22 protein-coding genes are annotated in these 22,724 nt (G+C 67.8%); 13 read left to right on the top strand and 9 right to left on the bottom strand.

Annotated features, from left to right (window positions below; all coding sequences use genetic code 11):
• Nucleotides 1-28 precede the first annotated feature (28 nt).
• Both ACLIVD_RS04715 and ACLIVD_RS04710 read right to left on the bottom strand, forming a co-directional pair.
• Nucleotides 29-829 (bottom strand): SDR family oxidoreductase, encoded by an 801-nt coding sequence (locus ACLIVD_RS04715; protein WP_283330475.1) that lies wholly within the window; start codon nucleotides 827-829, stop codon nucleotides 29-31.
• Nucleotides 826-2,046, bottom strand: a complete 1,221-nt coding sequence (locus tag ACLIVD_RS04710) for an acyl-CoA dehydrogenase family protein (RefSeq protein WP_317570231.1) — start codon at nucleotides 2,044-2,046, stop codon at nucleotides 826-828. Before ACLIVD_RS04710 ends, ACLIVD_RS04715 begins: the two co-directional genes overlap by 4 nt.
• Before the next feature lie 48 nt (nucleotides 2,047-2,094).
• Here ACLIVD_RS04710 and fadD3 point away from each other — a divergent pair, with 48 nt between their 5' ends.
• Genes fadD3 through ACLIVD_RS04685 form a run of 5 tightly spaced genes read left to right on the top strand, consistent with a single transcriptional unit; the run spans nucleotide 2,095 to nucleotide 7,683 of the window.
• Complete coding sequence (gene fadD3, locus ACLIVD_RS04705; RefSeq protein ID WP_491932035.1) at nucleotides 2,095-3,642, top strand: 3-[(3aS,4S,7aS)-7a-methyl-1,5-dioxo-octahydro-1H-inden-4-yl]propanoyl:CoA ligase; 1,548 nt, start codon at nucleotides 2,095-2,097, stop codon at nucleotides 3,640-3,642.
• Entirely contained in the window at nucleotides 3,639-4,511 is an 873-nt protein-coding gene (locus ACLIVD_RS04700; protein ID WP_491932034.1) for an enoyl-CoA hydratase, read from the top strand. The genes fadD3 and ACLIVD_RS04700 overlap by 4 nt, the downstream gene beginning before the upstream one ends.
• A complete protein-coding gene (locus tag ACLIVD_RS04695; RefSeq protein WP_491932033.1) occupies nucleotides 4,512-5,672 on the top strand; it encodes an acyl-CoA dehydrogenase family protein in 1,161 nt (386 codons plus the stop codon).
• On the top strand, nucleotides 5,669-6,637 hold the full coding sequence (locus ACLIVD_RS04690) for an acyl-CoA dehydrogenase family protein (protein WP_491932032.1): 969 nt from the start codon (nucleotides 5,669-5,671) through the stop codon (nucleotides 6,635-6,637). Before ACLIVD_RS04695 ends, ACLIVD_RS04690 begins: the two co-directional genes overlap by 4 nt.
• Nucleotides 6,634-7,683: an acyl-CoA dehydrogenase family protein gene (locus ACLIVD_RS04685; RefSeq protein ID WP_491932031.1), complete on the top strand. Its 1,050-nt coding sequence runs from the start codon at nucleotides 6,634-6,636 to the stop codon at nucleotides 7,681-7,683. Before ACLIVD_RS04690 ends, ACLIVD_RS04685 begins: the two co-directional genes overlap by 4 nt.
• 51 nt (nucleotides 7,684-7,734) lie before the next feature.
• Here ACLIVD_RS04685 and ACLIVD_RS04680 read toward each other — a convergent pair whose 3' ends face one another.
• A complete protein-coding gene (locus ACLIVD_RS04680; protein ID WP_247252249.1) occupies nucleotides 7,735-8,547 on the bottom strand; it encodes an HAD family hydrolase in 813 nt (270 codons plus the stop codon).
• A 66-nt stretch (nucleotides 8,548-8,613) separates the two neighbouring features.
• Here ACLIVD_RS04680 and ACLIVD_RS04675 point away from each other — a divergent pair, with 66 nt between their 5' ends.
• Nucleotides 8,614-9,495: an aldo/keto reductase gene (locus ACLIVD_RS04675; RefSeq protein WP_491932030.1), complete on the top strand. Its 882-nt coding sequence runs from the start codon at nucleotides 8,614-8,616 to the stop codon at nucleotides 9,493-9,495.
• A gap of 68 nt (nucleotides 9,496-9,563) precedes the next feature.
• Here ACLIVD_RS04675 and ACLIVD_RS04670 read toward each other — a convergent pair whose 3' ends face one another.
• Nucleotides 9,564-10,739, bottom strand: a complete 1,176-nt coding sequence (locus ACLIVD_RS04670) for a cytochrome P450 (RefSeq protein WP_283334847.1) — start codon at nucleotides 10,737-10,739, stop codon at nucleotides 9,564-9,566.
• Nucleotides 10,740-10,880: 141 nt separating this feature from the next.
• Between ACLIVD_RS04670 and ACLIVD_RS04665 the strand changes: the two genes are divergently transcribed.
• The 5 genes from ACLIVD_RS04665 (at nucleotide 10,881) to ACLIVD_RS04645 (ending at nucleotide 16,663) form a co-directional block, all read left to right on the top strand.
• Complete coding sequence (locus ACLIVD_RS04665; RefSeq protein ID WP_491932029.1) at nucleotides 10,881-11,732, top strand: SDR family oxidoreductase; 852 nt, start codon at nucleotides 10,881-10,883, stop codon at nucleotides 11,730-11,732.
• Nucleotides 11,729-12,457: an acetoacetate decarboxylase family protein gene (locus tag ACLIVD_RS04660; protein WP_283352936.1), complete on the top strand. Its 729-nt coding sequence runs from the start codon at nucleotides 11,729-11,731 to the stop codon at nucleotides 12,455-12,457. The genes ACLIVD_RS04665 and ACLIVD_RS04660 overlap by 4 nt, the downstream gene beginning before the upstream one ends.
• A 155-nt stretch (nucleotides 12,458-12,612) precedes the next feature.
• A complete protein-coding gene (locus ACLIVD_RS04655; protein ID WP_491932028.1) occupies nucleotides 12,613-14,643 on the top strand; it encodes a neutral/alkaline ceramidase in 2,031 nt (676 codons plus the stop codon).
• A 147-nt stretch (nucleotides 14,644-14,790) separates the two neighbouring features.
• A complete protein-coding gene (locus tag ACLIVD_RS04650) occupies nucleotides 14,791-15,639 on the top strand; it encodes an ACT domain-containing protein (protein WP_491932027.1) in 849 nt (282 codons plus the stop codon).
• A 52-nt stretch (nucleotides 15,640-15,691) separates the two neighbouring features.
• Nucleotides 15,692-16,663, top strand: coding sequence for a YVTN family beta-propeller repeat protein (locus tag ACLIVD_RS04645; RefSeq protein ID WP_491932026.1), 972 nt, complete (start codon nucleotides 15,692-15,694; stop codon nucleotides 16,661-16,663).
• Nucleotides 16,664-16,665: 2 nt separating this feature from the next.
• On the opposite strand, the gene ACLIVD_RS04640 is transcribed toward ACLIVD_RS04645, so the two are convergent.
• Nucleotides 16,666-17,865, bottom strand: a complete 1,200-nt coding sequence (locus tag ACLIVD_RS04640; protein ID WP_491932025.1) for an MFS transporter — start codon at nucleotides 17,863-17,865, stop codon at nucleotides 16,666-16,668.
• 155 nt (nucleotides 17,866-18,020) lie between these two features.
• Here ACLIVD_RS04640 and ACLIVD_RS04635 point away from each other — a divergent pair, with 155 nt between their 5' ends.
• Nucleotides 18,021-18,464 carry a MarR family winged helix-turn-helix transcriptional regulator gene (locus tag ACLIVD_RS04635; protein WP_009477657.1) on the top strand — a complete coding sequence of 148 codons (444 nt, stop codon included), beginning with the start codon at nucleotides 18,021-18,023 and terminating at the stop codon, nucleotides 18,462-18,464.
• 41 nt (nucleotides 18,465-18,505) lie between these two features.
• Here ACLIVD_RS04635 and thpD read toward each other — a convergent pair whose 3' ends face one another.
• The 4 genes from thpD to ACLIVD_RS04615 are packed head-to-tail and all read right to left on the bottom strand — an operon-like array spanning nucleotide 18,506 to nucleotide 21,636.
• On the bottom strand, nucleotides 18,506-19,420 hold the full coding sequence (thpD, locus tag ACLIVD_RS04630; RefSeq protein ID WP_491932024.1) for an ectoine hydroxylase: 915 nt from the start codon (nucleotides 19,418-19,420) through the stop codon (nucleotides 18,506-18,508).
• 36 nt (nucleotides 19,421-19,456) lie between these two features.
• Nucleotides 19,457-20,134, bottom strand: a complete 678-nt coding sequence (locus ACLIVD_RS04625; protein WP_283334856.1) for a GntR family transcriptional regulator — start codon at nucleotides 20,132-20,134, stop codon at nucleotides 19,457-19,459.
• Nucleotides 20,121-20,861 (bottom strand): maleate cis-trans isomerase family protein, encoded by a 741-nt coding sequence (locus ACLIVD_RS04620; protein WP_011596947.1) that lies wholly within the window; start codon nucleotides 20,859-20,861, stop codon nucleotides 20,121-20,123. The genes ACLIVD_RS04625 and ACLIVD_RS04620 overlap by 14 nt, the downstream gene beginning before the upstream one ends.
• Nucleotides 20,862-20,895: 34 nt before the next feature.
• Nucleotides 20,896-21,636 carry a maleate cis-trans isomerase family protein gene (locus tag ACLIVD_RS04615; protein WP_037242482.1) on the bottom strand — a complete coding sequence of 247 codons (741 nt, stop codon included), beginning with the start codon at nucleotides 21,634-21,636 and terminating at the stop codon, nucleotides 20,896-20,898.
• Nucleotides 21,637-21,719: 83 nt separating this feature from the next.
• Between ACLIVD_RS04615 and ACLIVD_RS04610 the strand changes: the two genes are divergently transcribed.
• Nucleotides 21,720-22,694 (top strand): D-2-hydroxyacid dehydrogenase, encoded by a 975-nt coding sequence (locus ACLIVD_RS04610; protein WP_317570238.1) that lies wholly within the window; start codon nucleotides 21,720-21,722, stop codon nucleotides 22,692-22,694.
• Nucleotides 22,695-22,724: the final 30 nt, after the last annotated feature.

Genomic DNA, 22,724 nt, shown 5'->3' with positions numbered 1-22,724 from the left:
GGAGCTACCAAAAAGGCGCACAGAGCGGCTACGCCCTCTGCGACGAGATCGACACGACCTCGCCGGTGAGGTAGGTGGTGTAGTCGCTGGCGAGCATGGCGATGGTGGCGGCGATTTCCCACACCTCGGCGGCACGACCGAACGCCTCGTCGGACGCCAGCTTGTCGAGGAGTTCCTCGCTGGTCACCTTCGCGAGAAACGCGTGCCTCGCGATGGACGGCGCGACGGCGTTGATCCGGACGCCGTACTCGGCGGCCTCGATCGCGCTGCACCGGGTCAGCGCCATGACTCCGGCCTTCGCCGCCGCGTAGTGCGCCTGCGAGTGCTGCGCCCGCCACCCGAGGACGGACGCGTTGTTGACCAGTACGCCGTTGTGCGGGGCCTCCTTGAAGTAGCGCAGTGCGGCGCGGGTGGCCCGGAACGTTCCGTTCAGCGTGATGTCGAGGACGCGGTCCCACTCCTCGTCCGTCATGTCGACGAGCGGGGTCTCGCCGCCGAGTCCGGCGTTGTTGACGAGCACGTCGATCCTGCCGAGTCGTTCGGCGGCGCCGGCGATCAAGGCGTCCACCTGTTCCGTACTGGACACGTCACACGTCAGCGCCTCGACCGCCTGCCCAGGGAACTCGGCGGCGAGTTTCTCCTTGGTCTCGAGGAGGCGACGCTCGTGCCAGTCGGACACCAGCACGTCGGCGCCCTCGAGCAGGGCGCGTCGCGCGGACGCGAATCCGATGCCGGTGCCCGCCGCGGCGGTGACGACGACCTTCTTGCCTTTCAGCAGGTCGTGGCCCGGAGTCTCGACGGGCGCGGTGGCGAGCGGAGCAGTAGTCATGAACGGGCCTCTCGGGGAAGTCCGAGCACGCGCTCGGAGATGATGTTGCGCTGGATCTCGTTGGATCCGCCGTAGATCGTGTCGGCGCGGGTGAAGAGGAAGAGCCTCTGCCAGTCGCCCAGTTCCAGATGTTCGGGGTCCGTGACGACGGACGACGGATCGGCCGGGGCGAGCAGCGACGCCGGGCCCTGCACTTCCATGGCCAGCTGTCCGAGGTCGCGGTGCCAGTTGGCCCAGAGCAGCTTCGCGACGGACGCCTCCGCGCCGGAGGTCCCGGCGTCGACCGCTTCCAGGGTGCGCAGGGCGTGTGCCCGCATCACCCGCAGCCCGACCCACGCGCGGGCGATCTTCTCGCGGATGCTGGGGTCGGTCGCCGCACCGTTGGCCTTCGCGAGGTCGACGACGCCCTGCAGTTCGCGGGCGAAACCGATCTGCTGCCCGAGCGTGGACACGCCGCGCTCGAAGGTGAGCAGACCCATCGCGACCCGCCAGCCGTCGCCGGGCTCCCCGACCACCAGATCCGCGTCGGTGACGGCGTCGTCGAAGAACACCTCGTTGAACTCGGACGTGCCGGTCAACTGCTGGATGGGCCGGACCGTGACGCCGGGCTGGTCGAGCGGGACGAGCAGGAAGCTCAGGCCCTGGTGCCGCTTGGATCCCGGTTCGGTGCGGCAGAGGACGAACGCCCACTGGGCGACGTGCGCGAGGGACGTCCAGACCTTCTGCCCGTTGATCACCCACTTGTCGCCGTCGCGGCGCGCGGTGGTGGCGACGTTGGCGAGGTCGGAACCGGCGCCCGGTTCGGAGTAGCCCTGCGCCCACAGTTCGGTCACGGTGTTGATGCCGGGAAGGAAGCGACGCTTCTGTTCCTCGGTGCCGAACGCGATGAGCGTCGGGCCGAGCAGTTCCTCGCCGACGTGGCTGACCCGCGCCGGCGCCCCCGACTTCGCGTACTCCTGATGGAACACCACCTGCTGCGCCAGGGTGGCTCCGCGCCCGCCGTGCTCCTTCGGCCAGCCGAGGCAGGTCCATCCCGCCGCGGCGAGATGACGGTCCCACGCGAGCCGTTCCTCGAAGAACTCGTGCTCGCTGCCGGGGCCGCCCTTGCCTTTCAGCCGGGCGAACTCGCCGGTGAGGTTGTCGTTCAGCCACGTCCTGACGGTCTGCGCAAAGTCGTCGTCGGTGATCAGCCCGTCCGGGCTCTCGCTCTGGTCCACGTCTGTAAGATAACCTACCAAGCACTTGCTAGGTAGGTAGGGAGCCCAGTGACCGAACAACCGACAACCACCCCGTCCGCCCTGAATCGGGCCGCACGCGAATTCGGCGAGCTCACAGCCGTGGCGGACGGCGACGTCCGTCTGACCTTCACACAACTGCACGACCGTGTCCGCGATTTCGCCGCCGCACTCAGCTCACAGGACGTGCGGCCCGGCGATCACGTCGCGGTGTGGTCGCCCAACACGTATCACTGGGTGGTCGCGGCGCTCGGCATCCACTACGCCGGCGCGACTCTCGTCCCGATCAACACCCGGTACACGGCCACCGAGGCCCTCGACATTCTCGAGCGCACCAAGACCACCGCGCTGGTGGTCGCGGGCAAATTCCTCGGCACCGACCGGTACGCGGCGCTGCGCGACGAGTCGAGCACCCTCGACCTGCCGACCGTCGTCCGGGTTCCGGTCGACGGCGGCGACGCCGAGGTTCCCGGAGTCTTCGACTTCGACGACTTCCTCGCCCTCGCCGACGAGGACACGCGCGCCGAGGCCGACGCCCGCGCGGCCGCCGTCTCCCCCAACGACGTCTCCGACGTCATGTTCACGTCGGGCACGACGGGCCGCAGCAAGGGCGTGATGAGTGCGCACCGGCAGTCGGTGGGCATCGCGCAGGCGTGGGGCGAGTGCGCCGAGGTGACCTCCGACGACAACTACCTGATCATCAATCCGTTCTTCCACACCTTCGGGTACAAGGCGGGGTTCCTGGTGTGCCTGCTGAACGGGGCGACGGTGGTCCCGATGGCGGTGTTCGACGTGCCGAAGGTGATGGCGACCGTGCACGACGAGCAGATCACCGTGCTCCCCGGCGCCCCCACGATCTTCCAGTCGATCCTCGACCACCCCGACCGCCCGAAGTACGACCTGTCCAGCCTGCGGGTCGCGATCACGGGCGCGGCCGCGGTTCCGGTCGCACTGGTCGAACGGATGCAGTCGGAGCTGAGCTTCGACGCCGTCCTCACCGCCTACGGCCAGACGGAGGCGGTGGTGGTCACGATGTGCCGGACCGACGACGACCCGGTGACCGTGTCGACGACGTCGGGTCGCGCCATCCCCGGGATGGAGGTCCGGATCGGCGACCAGGGCGAGATCCTGGTGCGCGGCGAGAACGTGATGCTCGGCTACCTCGACGACCCCGAATCGACCGCCAAGACCATCGATGCGGACGGCTGGCTGCACACCGGCGACGTCGGCACCCTGGACGACCGCGGTTACGTCGACATCACCGACCGCCTCAAGGACATGTACATTTCCGGCGGTTTCAACGTGTATCCCGCTGAGGTGGAGAACGCTCTTGCCCGACTCGACGGCGTCGCGGAGTCTGCCGTCATCGGCGTACCCGACCAGCGGATGGGCGAGGTCGGGCGGGCCTACGTGGTCGCCAAGCCGGGCGTCACGCTCGCCGAGGACGACGTGGTCGCGTTCTGCAAGGAGCGACTCGCCAACTTCAAGGTGCCCCGATCGGTGCGCTTCGTCGACTCCCTCCCCCGGAACCCCTCCGGGAAGGTCATGAAAAACGTTCTGCGTGAGGAGAAGAAATGACGGTTCCGGACGAGGGTGACGTCGTCACCTACGAGGTACGTGACGGTGTCGCAGTCGTGACGCTCAACCGCCCCGACTACCGTAACGCCCAGAACTCGGTGATGACGTACGCCCTCGACGCCGCGTTCGAGCGCGCGGTCGAGGACGACGACGTGAAGGTGATCGTCCTCGCAGGCAACGGGAAGCACTTCAGCGCCGGGCACGACATCGGGACCCCGGGCCGGGACCATCACGTGCGCTACGACAACAAGGCCGTCATGTGGTGGGACCACGTCGACAAGCCGGGTGGCGACCAGCGGTTCGCCCGCGAGATGGAGGTCTACCTCGGGATGTGCCGTCGCTGGCGCGAGATCCCGAAGCCGACCATCGCGATGATCCAGGGCGCGTGCATCGCCGGCGGCCTGATGCTGGCGTGGGTGTGCGACCTCATCGTGGCGTCGGACGACGCGTTCTTCTCCGATCCGGTCGTACGTATGGGCATTCCGGGGGTCGAGTACTTCGCGCACCCGTGGATGCTCGGACCGCGGTTCGCGAAGGAAATCCTCTTCACCGGCGACCGGTTCACCGCGCAGCGCGCGTACGAGGTGGGCATGGTCAACCGCGTCGTGCCCCGCGAGGACCTGGAGCAGGAGACCCTCGCCATCGCCGGACGCATCGCCGCCATGCCCCGGTTCGGGCTCGCGCTCACCAAGAAGGCCGTCAACCAGTGCGAGGACCAGATGGGCATGCGGAACGGCATGGACTCCGTCTTCGGCCTCCACCACTTCGCGCACGCGCACAACGCCGAGATCGACACCGATCCGCTCGGCGGCATGGATGCCAAGTCGATGGCGGCCAGTGCGCGCAACTCGAACGAAGGGGCGAAGTAAGTGGATCTCGAGTTCGACGACGCCACCGTCGCCTTCCGCGAGGAGGTGCGAACCTTCCTGCGCGACAACGTTCCCGCCGAACCGCTGCCGTCGATGGACACCGCGGAGGGTTTCGAAGCGCACCGCGAGTGGGAACGCACTCTCGCCGACGCCCGGCTGTCGGTGGTGTCGTGGCCGGAGGAACTGGGCGGACGGGACGCGTCGCTGCTGGAATGGGTGGTGTTCGAGGAGGAGTACTACCGATCGGGTGCGCCCGGACGCGTCAGCCAGAACGGCATCTTCCTGCTCGCCCCGACACTGTTCGAGCACGCGAACGCCGAGCAGTTGGCCCGCATCATGCCGCGGATGGCCCGCGCCGACGACATCTGGGCGCAGGCCTGGTCGGAGCCGGAGTCGGGTAGCGACCTCGCGTCGCTCCGTTCCACCGCCCGGCGCGTCGACGGCGGCTGGGTGCTGAACGGGCAGAAGACGTGGAGTTCGCGGGCGAGCTTCGCGGACTGGGGCTTCGGACTGTTCCGGTCCGACCCGGACGCCCAGCGACACAAGGGCATCACCTACTTCATGTTCGACCTGCGCTCGAAGGGTGTCACCGTGCGCCCGATCGATCAGCTGGACGGTGAACCCGGTTTCGCGGAAATCTTCCTCGAGGACGTCTTCGTCCCGGACGACCCCGCGAACCCCGGCGAGTCCGGAGTGATCGGCGGCGTGAACGAGGGCTGGCGCGTGGCGATGAGCACCGCGTCCAACGAACGCGGACTGTCGCTGCGCAGCCCGGGCCGTTTCCTCGCGACCGTCGACCGGCTGGTCGAACTGTTCCGGGACAGCGGCCACACCGACGACACGGCCCTGCGGAACAAGGTCGCCGACGCCTGGATCGGTGCCCGCGCCTACCAGCTGAACACGTTCGGCACCGTCACCCGGCTCACCGATGGCGGGCAGCTGGGCGCCGAATCGTCGATCAACAAGGTGTTCTGGTCGGAATGGGACATCGTCACCCACGAGACCGCACTCGAACTGCAGGGCGCCTCGGCGGAGCTCGCGGACAACTGGATGGACGGTTACCTGTTCTCCCTGTCCGGCCCGATCTATGCCGGCACCAACGAGATTCAGAAGAACGTGATCGCCGAGCGGCTGCTCGGCCTACCGAAGGCGGATCGATGAGATTCACACTCGACTCCTCCCATCAGGACTTCGCGTCCAGCATCGACGCGCTGCTGTCGAAGGCGGACATGCCGGCGGTGATCCGGTCGTGGAACACCGGCGACACGGGTCCGGGCATGAAGGTGTGGCAGCGCCTCGCCGAGACCGGCGTCACCGGACTGCTCATCGCGGATGAGCACGACGGCCTGGGCGCCGACGCCGTCGACCTCGTCGTGGCCGTCGAACAACTCGGACGCCATGCCGTTCCCGGTCCGGTGGCCGAAACCGTCGCGGTCGCACCCGCCCTACTCGCGCAGGTGACCCCGGACCGGTTGGCCGCGTTGGCTTCCGGTTCACTCGCCACGGTCGCGGCCGCACCGCACGTCCCGTTCGCCGTCGATGCCGACTCGGCCGACCTCGTCCTGCTCGTCGACGGCGCCACGGTGAGCCTCGGAAACGCCGGGGCGGTGCAGACCTCGGTGGATCAGTCGCGACGGCTGTTCCCACTGACCGCCGGCGACGCCCTCGGCGACGCCGACTTCGCGCCCGCGTTCGATCTCGGCGCCCTGGCCACCGCCGCCCAACTGCAGGGACTCGGACAGACCCTGCTGGACGTGACCACCGACTACGCCAAGCAGCGCAAGCAGTTCGGCAAGGTGATCGGACAGTTCCAGGCCATCAAACATCACCTGGCCGAGGTCGCGGTCGGGCTGGAGATGTCGCGGCCGCTGCTGCACGGTGCAGCACTGTCCGTGCGGGACGGGTCCGCCGACAGTTCCCGGGACGTCTCGGCGGCGAAGGTCGCGTGCGGGGATGCCGCGTACCGGGCGGCGCGGGTGGCGCTGCAGGTGCACGGCGCCATCGGCTACACCCAGGAACACGACCTGTCGCTGTGGCTCACCAAGGTCCGGGCACTGGTCACCGCCTGGGGCACGCCGGCGTTCCACCGCGGCCGCGTCGTCGACTCGCTCGTGGAGGCGTCATGAGTTTCGACAACGAGGAGCGGGCGGCGCTCCGGTCGTCGGTCCGGGATCTGCTGGGTAAGCATTCCGACTCGGCCGCCGTCCGCCGGGCGATCACCACCGACCACGGCTACGACGACGCCCTGTGGTCGAAGCTATGCGAGCAGATCGGCGTCGCCGCGTTGGCCGTTCCGGAGAAATACGACGGAGTGGGGGCCTCGCTGCTGGAAGTGCATGTGGTGCAAGAAGAACTGGGCCGCACGCTGACGCCGTCACCTATGCTGGGCAGCGCCGTGCTGGCCGCGCAGGCGCTGGTGCTGTCGGGGGACGACGACGCGTGCGCCCGACTGCTGCCCGGCATCGCGGCGGGTTCGGTGGCCGCGCTGTGCTGGGCAGGTGCGGGCGGCTGGTCCGGATTCGGGGTCACCGCGTCGGGCGAGACGCTGTCGGGGACGGCGTCGTACGTGCTCGGCGGTGACGTCGCGGACGTGCTGCTGGTTCTCACGTCCGAAGGCCTGTTCGAGGTGGACCCGTCGGCGGACGGCGTGACGCGTCGTCGCGTCCCGGCGATGGACCCGACGCGTCCGCTGTCGGAGGTCGTGTTCGACGGGGTCGCGGCGCGGAGGCTCGTCTCCCCCACCGACCTCGTCGACCAGGTGCGCACGGTCGCACTGGTCGCGTTGTCGGCGGAACAGGTGGGTGCGGCGTCCGCGGCGCTGGAGCAGACGGTCGAGTACGCGAAGTCGCGAAAGCAGTTCGGCCGGGCAATCGGGTCGTTCCAGGCGCTCAAACACCGCATGGCCGACATGTACGCCCTCGTCGAGACGGCCCGCTCCATGTCGTACGCCGCGGCGCTGTCGGGGACGCACGAGGACGCCGTCATCGCGAAGGTGTACTGCTCGGAGGCACTGCAGCACGTCGCGGCGGAGGCCATCCAGTTGCACGGCGGCATCGCGATCACGTGGGAACACGACGCGCAGCTGTACTTCAAACGTGCACACGGGAGTGCACAGCTGTTCGGGCAGCCGCGGGAGTACCTGCCGCAACTGGCTACCGCCGCCGGACTGTAGGCGGCTTCGCCGCCCGTGCGCCTTTCTGGTAGCTGGAACAACCAAAAAGGCTCACGGGCGCAGCCCCTCCAGGTAGCTGGCGACCCCGTCTTCGTCGTTGCTGGGCAGGACGTGGTCGGCGAGGGCGAGGACTTCCGGCAGCGCGTTGGACGGGCAGAGAGCCGTGCCTGCCCATGTCAGCATCGGGACGTCGTTGATGGCGTCCCCGGCCACGGCGACCTCCTCCGTCGAGATCCCGTCGACCGCGCACAGCTCGGCGAGCGCGCTCGCCTTGGACACGCCGGACGCCGCCATCTCGACGTACGGCGCGCCGGAGTGCGTCAGTTCGACGCCGTCGACGCCGGCCGCCACCGCCGCCCGGTACAGCTCCGCGCTGGGAACCTCGGGGTGCCGGGCGACGATCTTCACCATCGGCTCGTCGATGTCCGGCAGCAGTTCCGACAGCATCATCTCGTGCGGGTGCCGGTGGTGGTCGGCGAACTCGCACAAGGCCGCGTACGCCGGTTCGGCGACGAAGCGCGTCGGGCCGATGTTCGCGAACACGACACCGGGCATCAACGTCCGCACTCGGTCCATCGCCGCCGCAGCCGACGCCATCGCGATGGTCGTCGTCGCCGTGATCACCGGGGTTCCGTCGGCCAGGTCGAGGACCACCGCCCCGTTCGCGCAGATCGCCTTGCCCCGGAATCCGCACGACTGCGCCAGCTCGTGCACCGAGTGCCGGGCGCGGGCCGTTGCCCACACCACCTCGACCCCCGACAGTCGCGCATCTTCCATGGCCTGCGCGGTGCGAGGGGAGATCGTGCGGTCCGACCGCAGCAGGGTGCCGTCGAGGTCCGTCGCCAACAGCCGAATTTGCGTCACCTCCGCATGATGCCAGGCAGCGCATGTACCCCTCACGACCCCACCACAGTCGATAGCCTGGACAGCATGAGTCCTCGAGTACCCAGCATCGTGCTGAATTCCGGAACCATCCTCCCGCAGCTCGGCCTGGGAGTCTGGCAGGCGGACAACGACGAGACCGAACACGCCGTCGGGTTCGCCCTGGACGAGGCGGGCTACCGGCACATCGACACCGCCGCCGCATACGGCAATGAGGAAGGGGTGGGCCGTGGCATCGCGAACTCGGGTGTCGCCCGCGAAGACATTTTTCTCACCACCAAGTTGTGGAACGCCGATCAGGGTTACGAGCCGGCGTTGAAGGCGTTCGACGCCAGCCTCGGACGTCTCGGCGTCGACTATGTCGACCTGTACCTGATCCATTGGCCGCTGCAGGACGACGACCGCATCCTCCGCACGTGGGATGCGCTGGAGAAGATCGCCGAGTCGGGTCGCGCGAAGGCGATCGGTGTGTGCAATTTCGAACCGCGTCACCTGCAGTTGCTGATCGACCGGGGCGGCGTCGTTCCGGCGGTCGATCAGGTGGAGTTGCATCCGCATCTGGCGCAGCAGGAGATCCGGACGTTCGCCGTCGACCACGGCATCGCCGTCGAATCGTGGAGCCCGCTCGGCGGCACCAGCAATTCGGGGTGGGGCGACAACTCGAAGCCGAACACGCTGCTCACCGACCCGATCATCACCCGCATCGGCGACCGGCACAGCAAGAGCCCGGCCCAGGTGCTGATCCGCTGGCATCTGCAGAGCGGACTGATCGTCATCCCCAAGTCGGTCCACGAGTCGCGGATCCGCGAGAACATCGACGTGTTCGATTTCGAGCTCAGCGAGCAGGACCTCAGCGAGATCGAGACGATGGACGACGGCACCCGTGTCGGAGCCCACCCGGACGAGTTGAACATCGGCGCCCCGGAGTAGGCGGCTCCGCCACCCGTGCGCCTTTTTGGTTGCTGGAACAGCCAAAAAGGCGCACGGGCGCGGAGCGCCTAGAGCTTCACCGGCATCTCCTCGAGCCCGGACACGAAGTTGGCGGGACGACGCCGCAGTGGGCCGTCGTCGACGAGCACCATGTCCGGCAGCCGCGACAGCAGTTGCTCGAACATGATCTTCGCTTCGAGCCGGGCGAGTTGGTTACCGAGGCAGAAGTGGGTGCCGAAACCGAATGCGACGTGCGGGTTCGGCGACCGTTCGATGTCGAACACCTCGGGATGCTCGAACACGGCCTCGTCGAAGTTGGCGGATTCGAAGAGCAGCATCATCTTCTCGCCCTCGCGCAGGTCGGTTCCGAAGAATTCGACGTCGCGGGTGACGGTGCGGCACATGTTCTTGATCGGCGACGACCAGCGCAGCATCTCCTCGACCGCCGCCGGGATGCCGTCCGGGTCGTTCACGAGCCGCTGTTGCTGGTCGGGGTGCCGCAGCAGTTGTTCCATGCCGCCGCTGAGAACGTGCCGGGTGGTCTCGTCGCCGCCGATCAGGATCAGCAGGGTTTCGCCGACGATGTCCGGGTCGCTGAGCCGGTGACCGTCGATCTCGCTGTGCACGAGGATGCTGGTGAGGTCGTCCGTCGGATTCTGCCGCCGCTCCGCGATGGTGCGGAGCGTGAATTCGTTGAATGCCAGGTACGCGTTGGCCTGGGCCTGGAGTTCCTCCGGGGTGGCGTTGCTGCCGAGTGCGTTCATCAGGTCGTCGGACCAGTGCAGGAACGTGTCGCGTTCCTCGGGCCGCACGCCGAGCATGTCACCGACGACGGCCATGGGGAGCGGCGCCGCCAGATCGCGCACGAAGTCCACTTCGTCCTTGTCACACGCGGCGTCGATGAGGTGATCGCAGATCTCCCGGATCCGGTCGGTCTTCGCTTCCACCTGTTTACGGGTGAAGCCGGCGTTGACGAGGCGACGGTGTTGCAGGTGCTGCGGGTCATCCATGTCGATCATCTGCGGCAGCGGGCCCACCCCGGGGCGGATTCCGCCCGCGTTCGAGAACAACTCCGGGTCGCGTTCGGCCGCCAGGACGGCCTCGTACGACGCGGCGCCGAGAATTCCGTCCGCGCGATACACCGGTTCGTGGGCGCGCATCCATGCGTAGGCCTCCCGCGGGTCGCCGAGTTCGCCCGAGTAGAACCGTCCGTCGATCAGATCGAAATCCGGCCTGTTCGTCATCGAGGTACTCCTCCGCATTGAATCCCGCCGATCGTGCCCCGATAATAGAACGTGTTCCTACTATGACGCAGTGGTATAGCGGCAAGTTTCACAGATCCTCGGCTCGATAATTGACACGAGTTCTATTACCTGGAGGTGTACGTGGTTACCAACGACGGCAGCAGCGGGCTCGCGAAGACGTCCGTACTCGTCACCGGCGGCAGCAGTGGCATCGGACTGGGCGTCGCCACCGCCCTCGCGGCCGACGGCGTCCACGTCACGATCTGCGGTCGCAACGAGGAGAAACTGGTACGCGCAGCGGAGCAGATCACCGCCGGTGATCCCGCGGGGACCGTCGACACGGTCACCGCCGACGTCACGAACGAGGACGACATCATCCGCGCGGTCGCCACAGCGGCCGGGCGCACCGGGCAGCTCGACGGCGTCGTCACGTGCGCAGGCGGGAACGAAACGGTGGGACCCGTGACCCAACTCGACGTGGACGCGTGGCGGCGGACCGTGGACCTGAACGTCACCGGCACCATGCTGACGATCAAGCATTCCGCGCGGGCGCTCGTCGCCGGGGGCGGCGGTTCCATCGTCACAATCTCCTCGATCGCGAGCAGCAACACGCACCGCTGGTTCGGCGCATACGGTCCGTCCAAGGCAGGTGTCGACAACCTGACGCAACTCGCCGCCGACGAACTCGGGGCGAGCAACGTCCGCGTCAACTGCATCCGCCCCGGACTGACCCGCACCGACCTCGTCGCGCTCATCACCGACGGCGGACCCGTCCTGGACGACTACCTGGCCAACACCCCGATCGCACGGGTCGGCGAGGTCACCGACATCGCCGCGCTCGCCAAGTTCCTCCTCGGCCCCGACTCCACCTGGATCACGGGGCAGATCATCAACGTCGACGGCGGCCAGATGTTGCGTCGCGGACCCGACTTCACGTCGATGTTCGAGCCCATGTTCGGCGCCGACGGTCTGCGCGGGGTGGTCGCGCTGTGACGTCGCATCAGATTCTCGGTAAGCAGGTCGACATGCCCGTGGAGATCCGGGCCGCGTCGGCGTTCATGGCGATGTATTCGGTGCCGACCGCCGCCGCCCAGTCGCTGATCGACTACACCGGCCTCGAGATCCTGCAGTTCCGGCCGGGACGTGGCATCTGCGTCCTCGTGTTCGTCGACTACGTGGACGGCGATCTCGGCCCGTATAACGAATTCGGGGTGGCGTTCCTCGTCCGCGACCACCGGGCCGACAGCACCTCGGTCCCCCAGGACCTGAAGGCGCTGGCCCGGGGCCGGGCGGGTGCGCTGATTCATCAGCTGCCCGTCGACGGCGACTTCACTCTGGCCGCCGGCCGCGGCATCTGGGGCTTCCCGAAGTTCCTGGCCGATTTCGATGTCGACCACACCGGTTCCGTCAGGCGCGGTTCGGTGAGCGAGGGCGGCCGGCTGATCGCCCAGTTGAGCGTCAAACCGGGTATTGCGGTGCCGGGTTCGGGCGCAGGCACGTCGCTGGCCGCCTATTCGCACCTCGACGGGCTCACCCGGTTCACCACTTGGGACATGAACCCGACCGGGATCCGCTCCCGGCCCGGAGGCGCGGAGCTGAAACTGGGCAGCCACCCGATCGCGGACGAACTGCGGTCGCTGGGACTTCCGAAACGGGCGCTCGTCACGTCCTCGATCCCCGAATTGAAGATGACGTTCGGGGACGCGCAGCCGATCTGACCGCACGTGAGTGGCGAAGTGTGCGCGGGCACACTTCGCCACTCACGTGGGGGTTGCGCCGATTACCGAACTGGGGTCCAATACCGGCGACGCTTCTGGACGCTTGACCAATTCGTGGCGCCCCAGAGGGACGACCGCCGAAAGGACGATCGATAGTGCAGATCAGACGACGCAGCGTGCTCGCGGGGGCGGCCCTGACTCCGGCGCTCGCCGCGCTCGGCTCCGGGACGGCGGCCGCTAATCCCGACCAGAACTCCGAATTCCTCGTCGGCGTCGGCATTTCCGACGCCACCGGGCCGGTCGCCGACGTCGGGATGATGGGGTACTCCAGCTTCGAGCAGCGCGCCGAGGGACTGCATCAGCGGACCCGTGCGCGGGCGTTCGTGTTCGCCGAGTCCGGCCGGCAGCGCGTGGTCTACGTGTGCGTCGACGTGTGCATGATCTTCCAGTCCGTGCACGACGCAGTGCTGGCCCGGCTCGCGGAACTCCACGGCGACCTGTACACGGAGCGGAACGTCATGCTCACGGCGGTGCACTCCCACGCGGCGTGCGGCGGCGCGTCCCACGACTACGCCTACAACCTCGCCGTGCTCGGCCACAATCGTCAGGTGTTCGACGCCGAGGTCGGTGGCATCGTCGAGGCGATCACCGCCGCGCACGATTCCCTCGCCCCCGGTTCGGTGTCGTACGGCCGCAGCGAACTCACCGATGCCAGCGTCAACCGTTCGCGGATCGCCTTCGACCGCAACCCCGCCGAGGACCGGGACTACTACCCCCTTGGCATCGACACCTCGATGCGGGTTCTGCGAATCACGCAGGGCGGCAGAGACGTCGGGGCGATCAACTGGTTCCCGACCCACGGTGCTTCGCTCACCAACACGAACCATCTGATCTCCGGTGACAACAAGGGCGCGGCCGCCTACTTCTGGGAACACGACCACGAGGGTGTCCGTTACCTCGACGACCAGAAGCCGAACTTCGTCGCCGCGTTCCCGCAGACGAACACCGGCGACATGTCTCCCAACCTCGACCTCCGGCCCGGCCACGGTCCCACCGACGACGAGTTCGAGAACACACGCATCATCGGGCAGCGGCAGGTCGCGGCCGCACGCACGGCGTGGGAGTCGGCGTCGGAGACCCTCACCGGCGGTGTGGACAGCCGAATCATGTACCTCGACATGGCGAATCAGGAGGTCGGCGGCGAATTCACCCCCGACGGCCGCACCTACCGGACGTCCCCCGCGTGTGTCGGGGCCGCCATGAGCGCGGGCAGCACCGAGGACGGTCCGGCCATCCCGATCTTCCCGGAAGGCACCACCAACCCGCTCGTCGACGCACTCGGCGGGATGGACGCGCCGATCCCGCAGTGGCTGCAGGACGCGCAAGCACCGAAACTCGTGCTCGTGGCCGTCGGTCTGCTCCCACCCGACGGGTGGGTTCCGCACGTGCTGAAGATTCAGATCCTCCGCATCGGCGACGTGTATGTCGTGGGCGGCCCGGCGGAATTCACGATCGTGTCCGGGCTGCGGATCCGCCGCACCGTCGCCGACAGACTCGGTGTGCCGCTGGAGAACGTGATCTTCCAGGGCTACGCGAACTCGTACGCGAGTTACTGCACCACCCCGCAGGAGTACGACGCGCAGCAGTACGAGGGCGGCTCGACCCTCTTCGGCCGCTACACGCTGCCCGCGTACCGGCAGGGATTCGCGGCGCTCGCCGACGCTGTGCGCACCGGCAACGACATTCCCCGCGGCCCGGCGCCCCGTGACCTGTCGCAGTTCCAGCCGTACGTCGGTCCGGGCGTCGACCGCGACGAACCACCGGCAGGCCGCGTCTTCGGCGACGTACTGACCCAACCTGCCGCGAAAGTGTCGGCGGGCGAACAGATCGCGGTCGAGTTCGTCACCGGCCACCCCCGGAACGACCCGCGCCGGCGTGGCACGTTCCTCGAGATCCAGCGCCGGGGCGGCGACGGCTGGGTGCGTCACGCCGACGACGGCGACTGGTCGACCAAGTACCGCTGGACGCGCACCGGGGCGAACCGGTCTGTCGCGCAGATCACGTGGGACGTCCCGGCCGGAACTCCCGCCGGGCGCTACCGTGTGCAGCACTTCGGCAACAGCCGCGACGCGGCAGGCACGATCACCGCGTTCGCCGGGACGTCGAACGAATTCGAGGTCGGATAGCTCTCGACGTGCCCCCGATCACACGCGGCGACGCGGTGTCTCGCCCACCACATCGGCGTTGCACCCCAACGTATTTCACGACCATCCGTCACACCACCGACCGTGCGATGAAACTGCCCGGCAATACTTCCGGACGACAGTGGGTGCATGAACGATGCCGAGAGAGAACCCGGAGTTCATGTCAACGCGTGCGAGGCGTGCGGTCGGCTTCCGCACCCCCGCCGTCTCCGTCTGGCGCTTGCGAAACTGTGCGCCGTCTTTCCCGTCGAACTAGGGCTTCATGCCTTGGTCATTCATTTCCACGTCTCCTATCTGATGACCGTCACGGTCCTGACCGTCAGCACCACGGTGCTGGTGATCTGGGTGGTGGAGCCGTCGGCGATGAGACTGCTCGGCGGCTGGCTGCACGGTCCGCCCGACGGCAGGCACGGCCATCTCTCGACCGGACAGTCACTCTGGCGTATCCGTGTCCGGGTGAACGACCAACCGGGACAGCTCGAGTCGCTGGCCCGCAACCTCGCGAAGCTGGATGCCAACATCCTGACCGTGCACGTCCATCACCTGGACGGCGGTTCGCTCGACGAGTTGATCGTCGGCGCGGGCCGCGAGACGTCGCAAGAGGCGCTCGCCCATGCCGTCCGGGCCGGAGGCGGCCGCAGTGTGGGCATCTGGCCGGCTTCGGCGCTCGCGCTCATCGACGGCCAGACGAAGGCGCTGACGTTGGCGTCGCGGGTGGCGGCCGATCCGTCCGAACTGCCCCTGTCGATCGCGGAGCTGCTCGGCGCCCAGTATGTCGATTCGCTCGTGAGCGACCATCCGGCCACGGCGGCGTCGGTCGCGATCCCGTCGGGCGAGGGTGAGCCGCTCGTCTTCGTGCGGCCGGTGGACGAGCCGTTCACGCCGGCCGAGATCGCCCGCGCTCGCCGCCTCAGCGAGCTGGCCCAGCGAACCCGCGAGACCGCGAACTCGGGGGGACTCGCCGACCCTGCCACGTGATCTTGCGGACATCCCCGACTACAGCCTGGGTGCGGGAGACACTACGACGGTGATGTTCGCCCGCACTTCGACTGTCCTGACAATAGGCGTCGCCACGCTCGGCCTCCTGGCCACCACCGCCGGTGCGGCGCCGACGTACGCCGTCATCGCCACCGTTCCCGTCGGGTTGACGCCGATGCAGGTGGCGGTCGCACCCAGCGGCGCCGTCACATACGCCACGAACTCCGGGGCCAATAGCGTGTCCGTCATCGACACCGCAACGAACGCCGTCACCGCCACCGTCCCGGTGGGCGGCGGACCCACCGGGATCGCCGTCACCCCGAACGGTGCGCGGGTGTTCGTCGTGAACACCGCCGACCGGACGGTGTCCGTGATCGACACCGCCACCAATACGGTGGCGGCCACGATCCCGGTCGGCGAGTTCGCCTTGGCGGTTGCGGTTTCCGCCGACGGCGCCCACGCCTATGTCACGAACGGCGTCGAGAGCACTGTCTCCGTGATCGACACCGCCACGAACACGGTGACCGCCACGGTTCCGGTCGGCGCCTTCCCCATCCAGATCGCGGCCAACGGCACGCACGTGTACGTCACCAACTCCTCCGACAACACGGTGACGGTGATCGACACGGCCACGACGAGTGTCGTCGACACGATTCCCGTCGCCTCCCACCCCAGTGCCGTGACGGCCACGAACGACCGGGCCTACGTGCGGAGCGGCGCGGAAATGTCGGTGATCGACGCGACCACCAACACGGTGACCGCCACGTTCGGCGTCGACGGGACGATGGGCGGCGCCGCGGTGACCGGGGACGGACACACGCTGTACGTCGTCGACTCCGAGGGCGGCGCCGTCACGGTGTTCGATCCGGGCACCAACGCCGAGGTGACGTCGCTCGCCGTCGGCGACAGTGCCGGTGGCGTCGCGGTCTCCGCCGACGGCGCGAAGGCCTACGCCACCAGCCAGAACGACAACACGATCGCCACCCTCACGCGCGCACCGGGCGACGCGACGCCGCCGCGCTGACACTAGACCGACACCACCGCCGGATCCTCCTCCACCGACTGATCTTTCGACCGCCGGTCGACTGCGGTGGCGAGGACGAGAACGGCGAGCGCACCGACGGTCAGCGCGGCACCCATCCAGATCGGGGACGTGAAGCCGAGTCCCGCGGCGATGGTGATGCCGCCGAGCCAGGCCCCGAGTGCATTGCCCACGTTGAAGGCGGCGATGTTCGCGCCGGACGCCATCGTCGGCGCCTGTGCCGCGTAGTTCATGATCCGCATCTGCAGCCCGGGGACGGTCGCGAAACCGAAGGCGCCCATGAAGAACAGGGCCACGATCGTCATCGGCTTGCTCCCCGCGGTGAGCGCGAACACGACGAGCACGACGGTGAGCACGGCGAGGACCGTGATCAGCGTGCGGGTGAGTGCCTTGTCGGCGGCACGTCCACCGAGAACGTTGCCGACGAACAGACCGCCGCCGAAGAGCACGAGGAGCCAGGGGACGCTGGTCGACGCGAATCCGCCGACCTCGGTGAGGGTGAATGCGATGTACGTGAACGCACCGAACATGCCGCCGAATCCGAGGATGGTGACGGCGATCGAGAACCACACCTGCGGAGACCGGAACGCCCGCAGTTCGGTACGCAGACCGCCGGATTCCGGTGCGTCCGCCGGACGGGACACGGACGGCACCAGCGTTGCGATGCCGATCAACGCCACGACGCCGATGACGGTGATGGCCCAGAACGTGGAACGCCAGCCGAACTGCTGGCCGAGGAACGTGCCGAACGGGACGCCGAGAACGTTGGCGATGGTCAGTCCAGCGAACATCGTCGCGATCGCGCCTGCCCGCTTGCTCGCGGGCACGAGGTCGGCGGCGAGGACCGAGCCGATGCCGAAGAACGCGCCGTGGCACAGGGCTGCGAGGACGCGTCCGCCCATCATGACCTCGTACGTCGGGGCCAGCGCCGACAGCAGATTGCCGCCGATGAACAGCACCATCAGCGCCTGGAGCACACGTTTGCGGTCGAAGCGGGTGACGGCTGCGGTGATGACGATCGCCCCGATGGCGACGGAGAGGGCGTAGCCGGAGATGAGGTAGCCGGCCACCGACTCGCTTACCTGGAAATCGGCCGACACCTCCGGCAGCAACCCCATGATGACGAATTCGGTGAGACCGATCCCGAAGCCGCCCATTGCGAGGGCGAGCAGACCCAGTGGCATCGCAGCCACTCCTTTCGTACAGACTGGGAGATAAGAGCGCTAGCTCGAATACCGCGTCTGCATTAGCTGCAGGCGCGCCATAAATAGTTGCACACGCCTGATATGTGCGCAAGCTGGTATTCTGGCCTGGCAGTCGTATCCACAGGAGGTGGGCAATGGCAGTCGCCGACGACGCCGTCGAGATCCGGTCGCAGGGATGGCGCACGCTCGCGGCCCTGCACGGGCTGCTCGAGGCGGAGCTCGAGCGCGCCCTACAGCGCGGGCACGATCTCTCGGTGGTCGAGTACACGGTGCTCGACGCCCTCAGCCGTCAGGACGGCTGGCACATGCGCATGGCGCAACTCGCCCGCGCGGCAGCGCTGAGCAGCAGCGCCACCACCAGGCTGGTGAACCGTCTGGAGAACCGCGGACTGCTCACCCGCATTCTGTGCGACGACGACCGCCGCGGCATCTACACCGAGCTCACACCGGCCGGGCGGGCGGCGCTGGACGAGGCCCGTCCCACCCACGACGCCACACTGGAAGCGGCGCTCGACCGGGCCGCCGACATTCCCGAGCTCGCCCACCTCGCCCGAGCCCTGCACGAGGTCCCCGCATAGGTGAGTGGCAAGGCGTGCCGGAGCACTCCTTGCCACTCACGTCAGGACAGCGGAGTGAAGTCGCGTGACGCGATGTACTCCGGCCGCGGACGCGCCGCGGCGAACGGCTCGACGAGGGTGTTCTCGACACTGTTGAACACGAGGAACAGGTTCGACCGCGGGTAGGGCGTGATGTTGTTCCCCGACCCGTGCATGAGGTTCGAGTCGAACCACAGCGCGGTGCCTGCGGCACCGGTGAACTGGTCGATCCCGAACTCCGCCGCCATCCGCGTCACGTCCTCCCGACGCGGAACCCCGACCTCTTGCGAGACGAGGGACGACGTGTAGTTGTCGTCGGGGGTGGCGCCGACGCACTGGACGAATCGCTTGTGCGAACCGGGCATCACCATCAGCGACCCGTTGAACGGGTAGTTCTCGGTGAGCGTGATCGAGCAGCTGACGGCCCGTGGGACGGGAAGACCGTCCTCGGCGTGCCAGGTCTCGAAGTCCGAGTGCCAGTAGAAACCGGTGCCCTTGAAACCGGGCATCGAGTTGATCCGGCTCTGATGGATGTAGACGTCGGAGCCGAGGAGTTGTCGCGCGCGGTCGAGGATCCTGCCGTCGCGGATCAGCTCGGCAACCACGTCACCGCGCCGGTGCACGTCGAAGACGGAACGAACCTCGTCGGTGCCGCGTTCGCAGATGACGCGCCCACTGTCACGCATCGCGGGGTCCCGGGACAGCCGGTCGAGTTCCTCCCGGCACGACATCACTTCGCTCGCGTTCAGGACCTTGTCGATGATGGTGAAGCCGCGTGACTCGTGTCCGGCGAGGGCCGACGAATCGAACGGCCCGTGGGCGGGTCTGCCCCACACGGCGGGTTCGCTTCGTTGGAGCATCGACGGCTCGGCGGCGATCCGGGTGGGGTAGCGATCGTGGCGGTTGGTGTGTCCATGAACCTCAGCTACCTGAGTCATTGTCCCTCCTCGGCACTTACCTCTGCTTCTCCGTCGCTACGACGACAGAGTCTTCTGGTCGGCGCGGAGCCGCTGGACGGCGTCGTCCAGGTGTTCGGCGAGCAGTTTCTGCACCTCTCCAGCTGTACCCGACCGGATCGCCTCGCGCAGGGTGGCATGTTCCTGCGCCTGCTCGCGGATGTCGTCGTAGGTGGTCTGCAACGCACCCAGGCACATCCTGGTCTCGATCAGCAGCGTCCTCGCCGCCCGAATGAGCCGCGGGCTCTGCGAACTCTCCACCAGGATCTGATGGAACTGCTGGTCGGCGTCCGAGACGGCGGCGGCGTCGCCGCGTTCGGCCGCGGCCTGCATCACGAGCACGGTGGGTTCGAGCGCCAGGTAGGTGGCTTCCCGGCGGCCGTCGTCGAGAATCATTTCGAGCGCCCCGCGCTCGATGACCGAGCGGCTGCGGTACACGTCGACGACGTCGTCGAGGGTCAGTTCCGTCACGAAGATCCCGCGATGACGGATGCTGTGCAGTATGCCCTCGGACACGAGCCTCTGCATGGCTTCGCGCAGGGGCCCGCGCGAGACCTGGAAATGCGCGGCCAGTTCCGCCTCGCCCAGCTGTGCACCCGGTTCGAGCGCACCCTTCATGATGGCGACCCGCAGGCGGTCCGCGATGAATTCGGCAGTCGATTGACGACTGACGGGTTCCAGGTCAGTCAGAGCCATGACTGTGGCCTTTCTCGAACAAGGTTCCTAACGACGGGTGCACCGCCGTGTGGCCCGCAAGACGCAGGCCTTCCCAGATGGTCACCTGGTTTGCCGTGAGGACCGGCTTGCCGAGGCGCTGCTCGAGAGTACTCAGCGCACCCAGCGTCCTCATGGCCGTGTCGGGGATGAGCAGGGCTTCGGCGTCCGGGTGGTCGTTCTCCACCGCGAGTTCCACCACGGATTCCGGGCTGAGGAGACCGACCTCGGCCGCGGTGTCGATTCCCGCACTCGACATCGACAGCACCTCGATACCGGCGGCGGCGAGGAACTCGACGAACAGCTTCGCGACGTCCTCCGGGTAGCTGGCGGCCACCGCGACGCGGGTGATTCCCAGCGCGTGCAGGGCGTGGACGAACGCGAAGCTGGTGCTGGACGTGGGTACACCGGTGGCCGCGGCGAGCGTCTCGGCCTGCTGCTTCGCCCCGTCGGGGCCGTAGACGAAGCTGCCCGAGGTGCACGCCCACACGACGGCGTCCGGCTTCTCCTCGGCGAGGAGTGCGGCCCCGCCTGCGAGCTTCTCGGGGCTCCCCAGGTCGAGCAGTTCGGGCACGGCGTGCAAGTCGGTGCCGTAGATGTGCACGACCGGCAGATCCACTCCGAGCATCTCCGCGGCGAAGGGGTAGTCGTCCTCGGCGGCGTGATCGGGGTAGATGAATCCCACAGTGGGGGTCGGCGTGCTCGTCATACGTTCTCCTCTTTTCCGTGTCGTGAGGGTGATGTCAGAAGACATTGCGGAGCCACTTGCCGGGGCCCGTCATGGGGAGTTTCATCCGGCCGAGACATGCCCAGATCGTGAGCTGGTTGGCGGTGAGGACCGGTTTCCCGAGCTCCTGCTCGAGCGGGGCGATGACGTCGTAGGTCGGCAGATTCGTACAGCTGACGAAGATCGCCTCCGACCTGGGGTCGTCCGCGGCAATGATCCGCTCGGCGATCGTGCGGTAGTTGACCTTCCAGATGCCACCGCCGAGCCCGAGATGATCGGAGCGCACCACCTCGGTGCCCGCCTCGTTCAGGAACGCGTGCAGCCGTTCGGTCAGCGGGGCGTCGTACGGCGTGATCACCGACAGCCTGCTCAGCTCGAGGTGTTCGATCGCCTCGACCAGCGCACCGGACGTGGTGATCGCGTGCTGGGCGCCGGCCTCGCAGATCGCGTCGCACAGGGTTCGCTCGTATTCGAGGCCCTTGATGAAACTTCCCGACGTGCACAGATAGGCCACGACCTCGGGCTCGACGTGCAGGACGTCGCGCGTCGCCGCCATGAGGTGTCTTCGCTCGGACACGAGTTCGGCCATCTCCAGGCTGACGGGCACGGGTTCGTACGGCGTGCGCGCCAGATGGAGGCTCACCTCGAGGGGAGCCCATCGCCACAGTTCTCGTTCGAGCGCCAGGTCGAACGGGGCGATGATGCCGATTCCCCGTTGCGCGATAGGCCCCTCGAATTCGGGAATGTTCAGTTCCAACACCAGGCCTCACCTTCGTTTCGGCCGCGCCCGAGCATTATCAGATTGTTGACAATCATACGAGTTACTCATACGGTGTCAACGTGAGTCGGAACCCGATCGTCGCGGTGCTACATGCCCACGTCCTGCCGAGCGACGAACTCATGGCACCCGTCGCGACCCGTGCCGAAGTTCGCTACACCGGCAAGGCGGGGCTGAGCGAGGCCCTCGACGGCGCGGACGTGCTGTTCCTCTACGACTTCCTCACCGACGCGGTGCCGGGAGCCTGGCACGCCGCCGGTTCCCTGCAGTGGCTGCACATCGCCGCGGCGGGCGTCGACCCCGTGATGTTCCCCGAGGCCCGTGACAGCGACGTCACGATCACCAACTCACGGGGCGTGTTCGACGGGGCGATCGCCGAGTACGTGCTCGCCCAGATCCTCTCGTTCGCGAAGGATCTGCCGGGCTCGCTGCGCCTGCAGCAGTCCCACACGTGGCAGCACCGCGAATCCGAGCGGATCGCGGGCCGCACCGCCCTGATCGTCGGCACCGGTCCCATCGGCCGCGCGATTGCACGGCTTCTCCGCGCAGCGGGCATGAAGGTCAGCGGGTCGGGCCGCACCGCACGCAACGCCGACCCCGACTTCGGAACGGTTTCCGCAACGGAGGATCTCCCGGAGCAGCTCGCCGTCGCCGATTACGTGATCGCGGTGGCACCGCTCACCGAGCAGACCCGCCACCTGTTCCGCGACTCGACGTTCGCCGCGATGAAGCCGGGAGCCCGGTTCGTGAACGTCGGACGCGGTGAGCTCGTCCGCACCGACGACCTCGTCGCCGCGCTCCGGGCGGGGACGATCGCGGGCGCCGCGCTCGACGTGTTCGACACGGAACCGCTCCCCGCAGGCCATCCACTCTGGGACATGCCGAACGTCTCGATCACGCCCCACAATTCGGGCGACTTCGCCGGCTGGCGAGATGACCTCGTAACCGTGTTCACCGACAATTTCGAACGCTGGGTTGCGGGGTACCCGCTCGAGAACGTAGTTGACAAGCACCTCGGGTACGTACCGAGCCGATGAAGACAGGGCCCGAACGTCCAGGCTGAAGGA

This window comes from Rhodococcus sp. G6(2025) (assembly GCF_058628105.1).
Note: the sequence above shows the minus strand (reverse complement) of the source record. Positions and strands in the feature narration are given on the sequence as shown.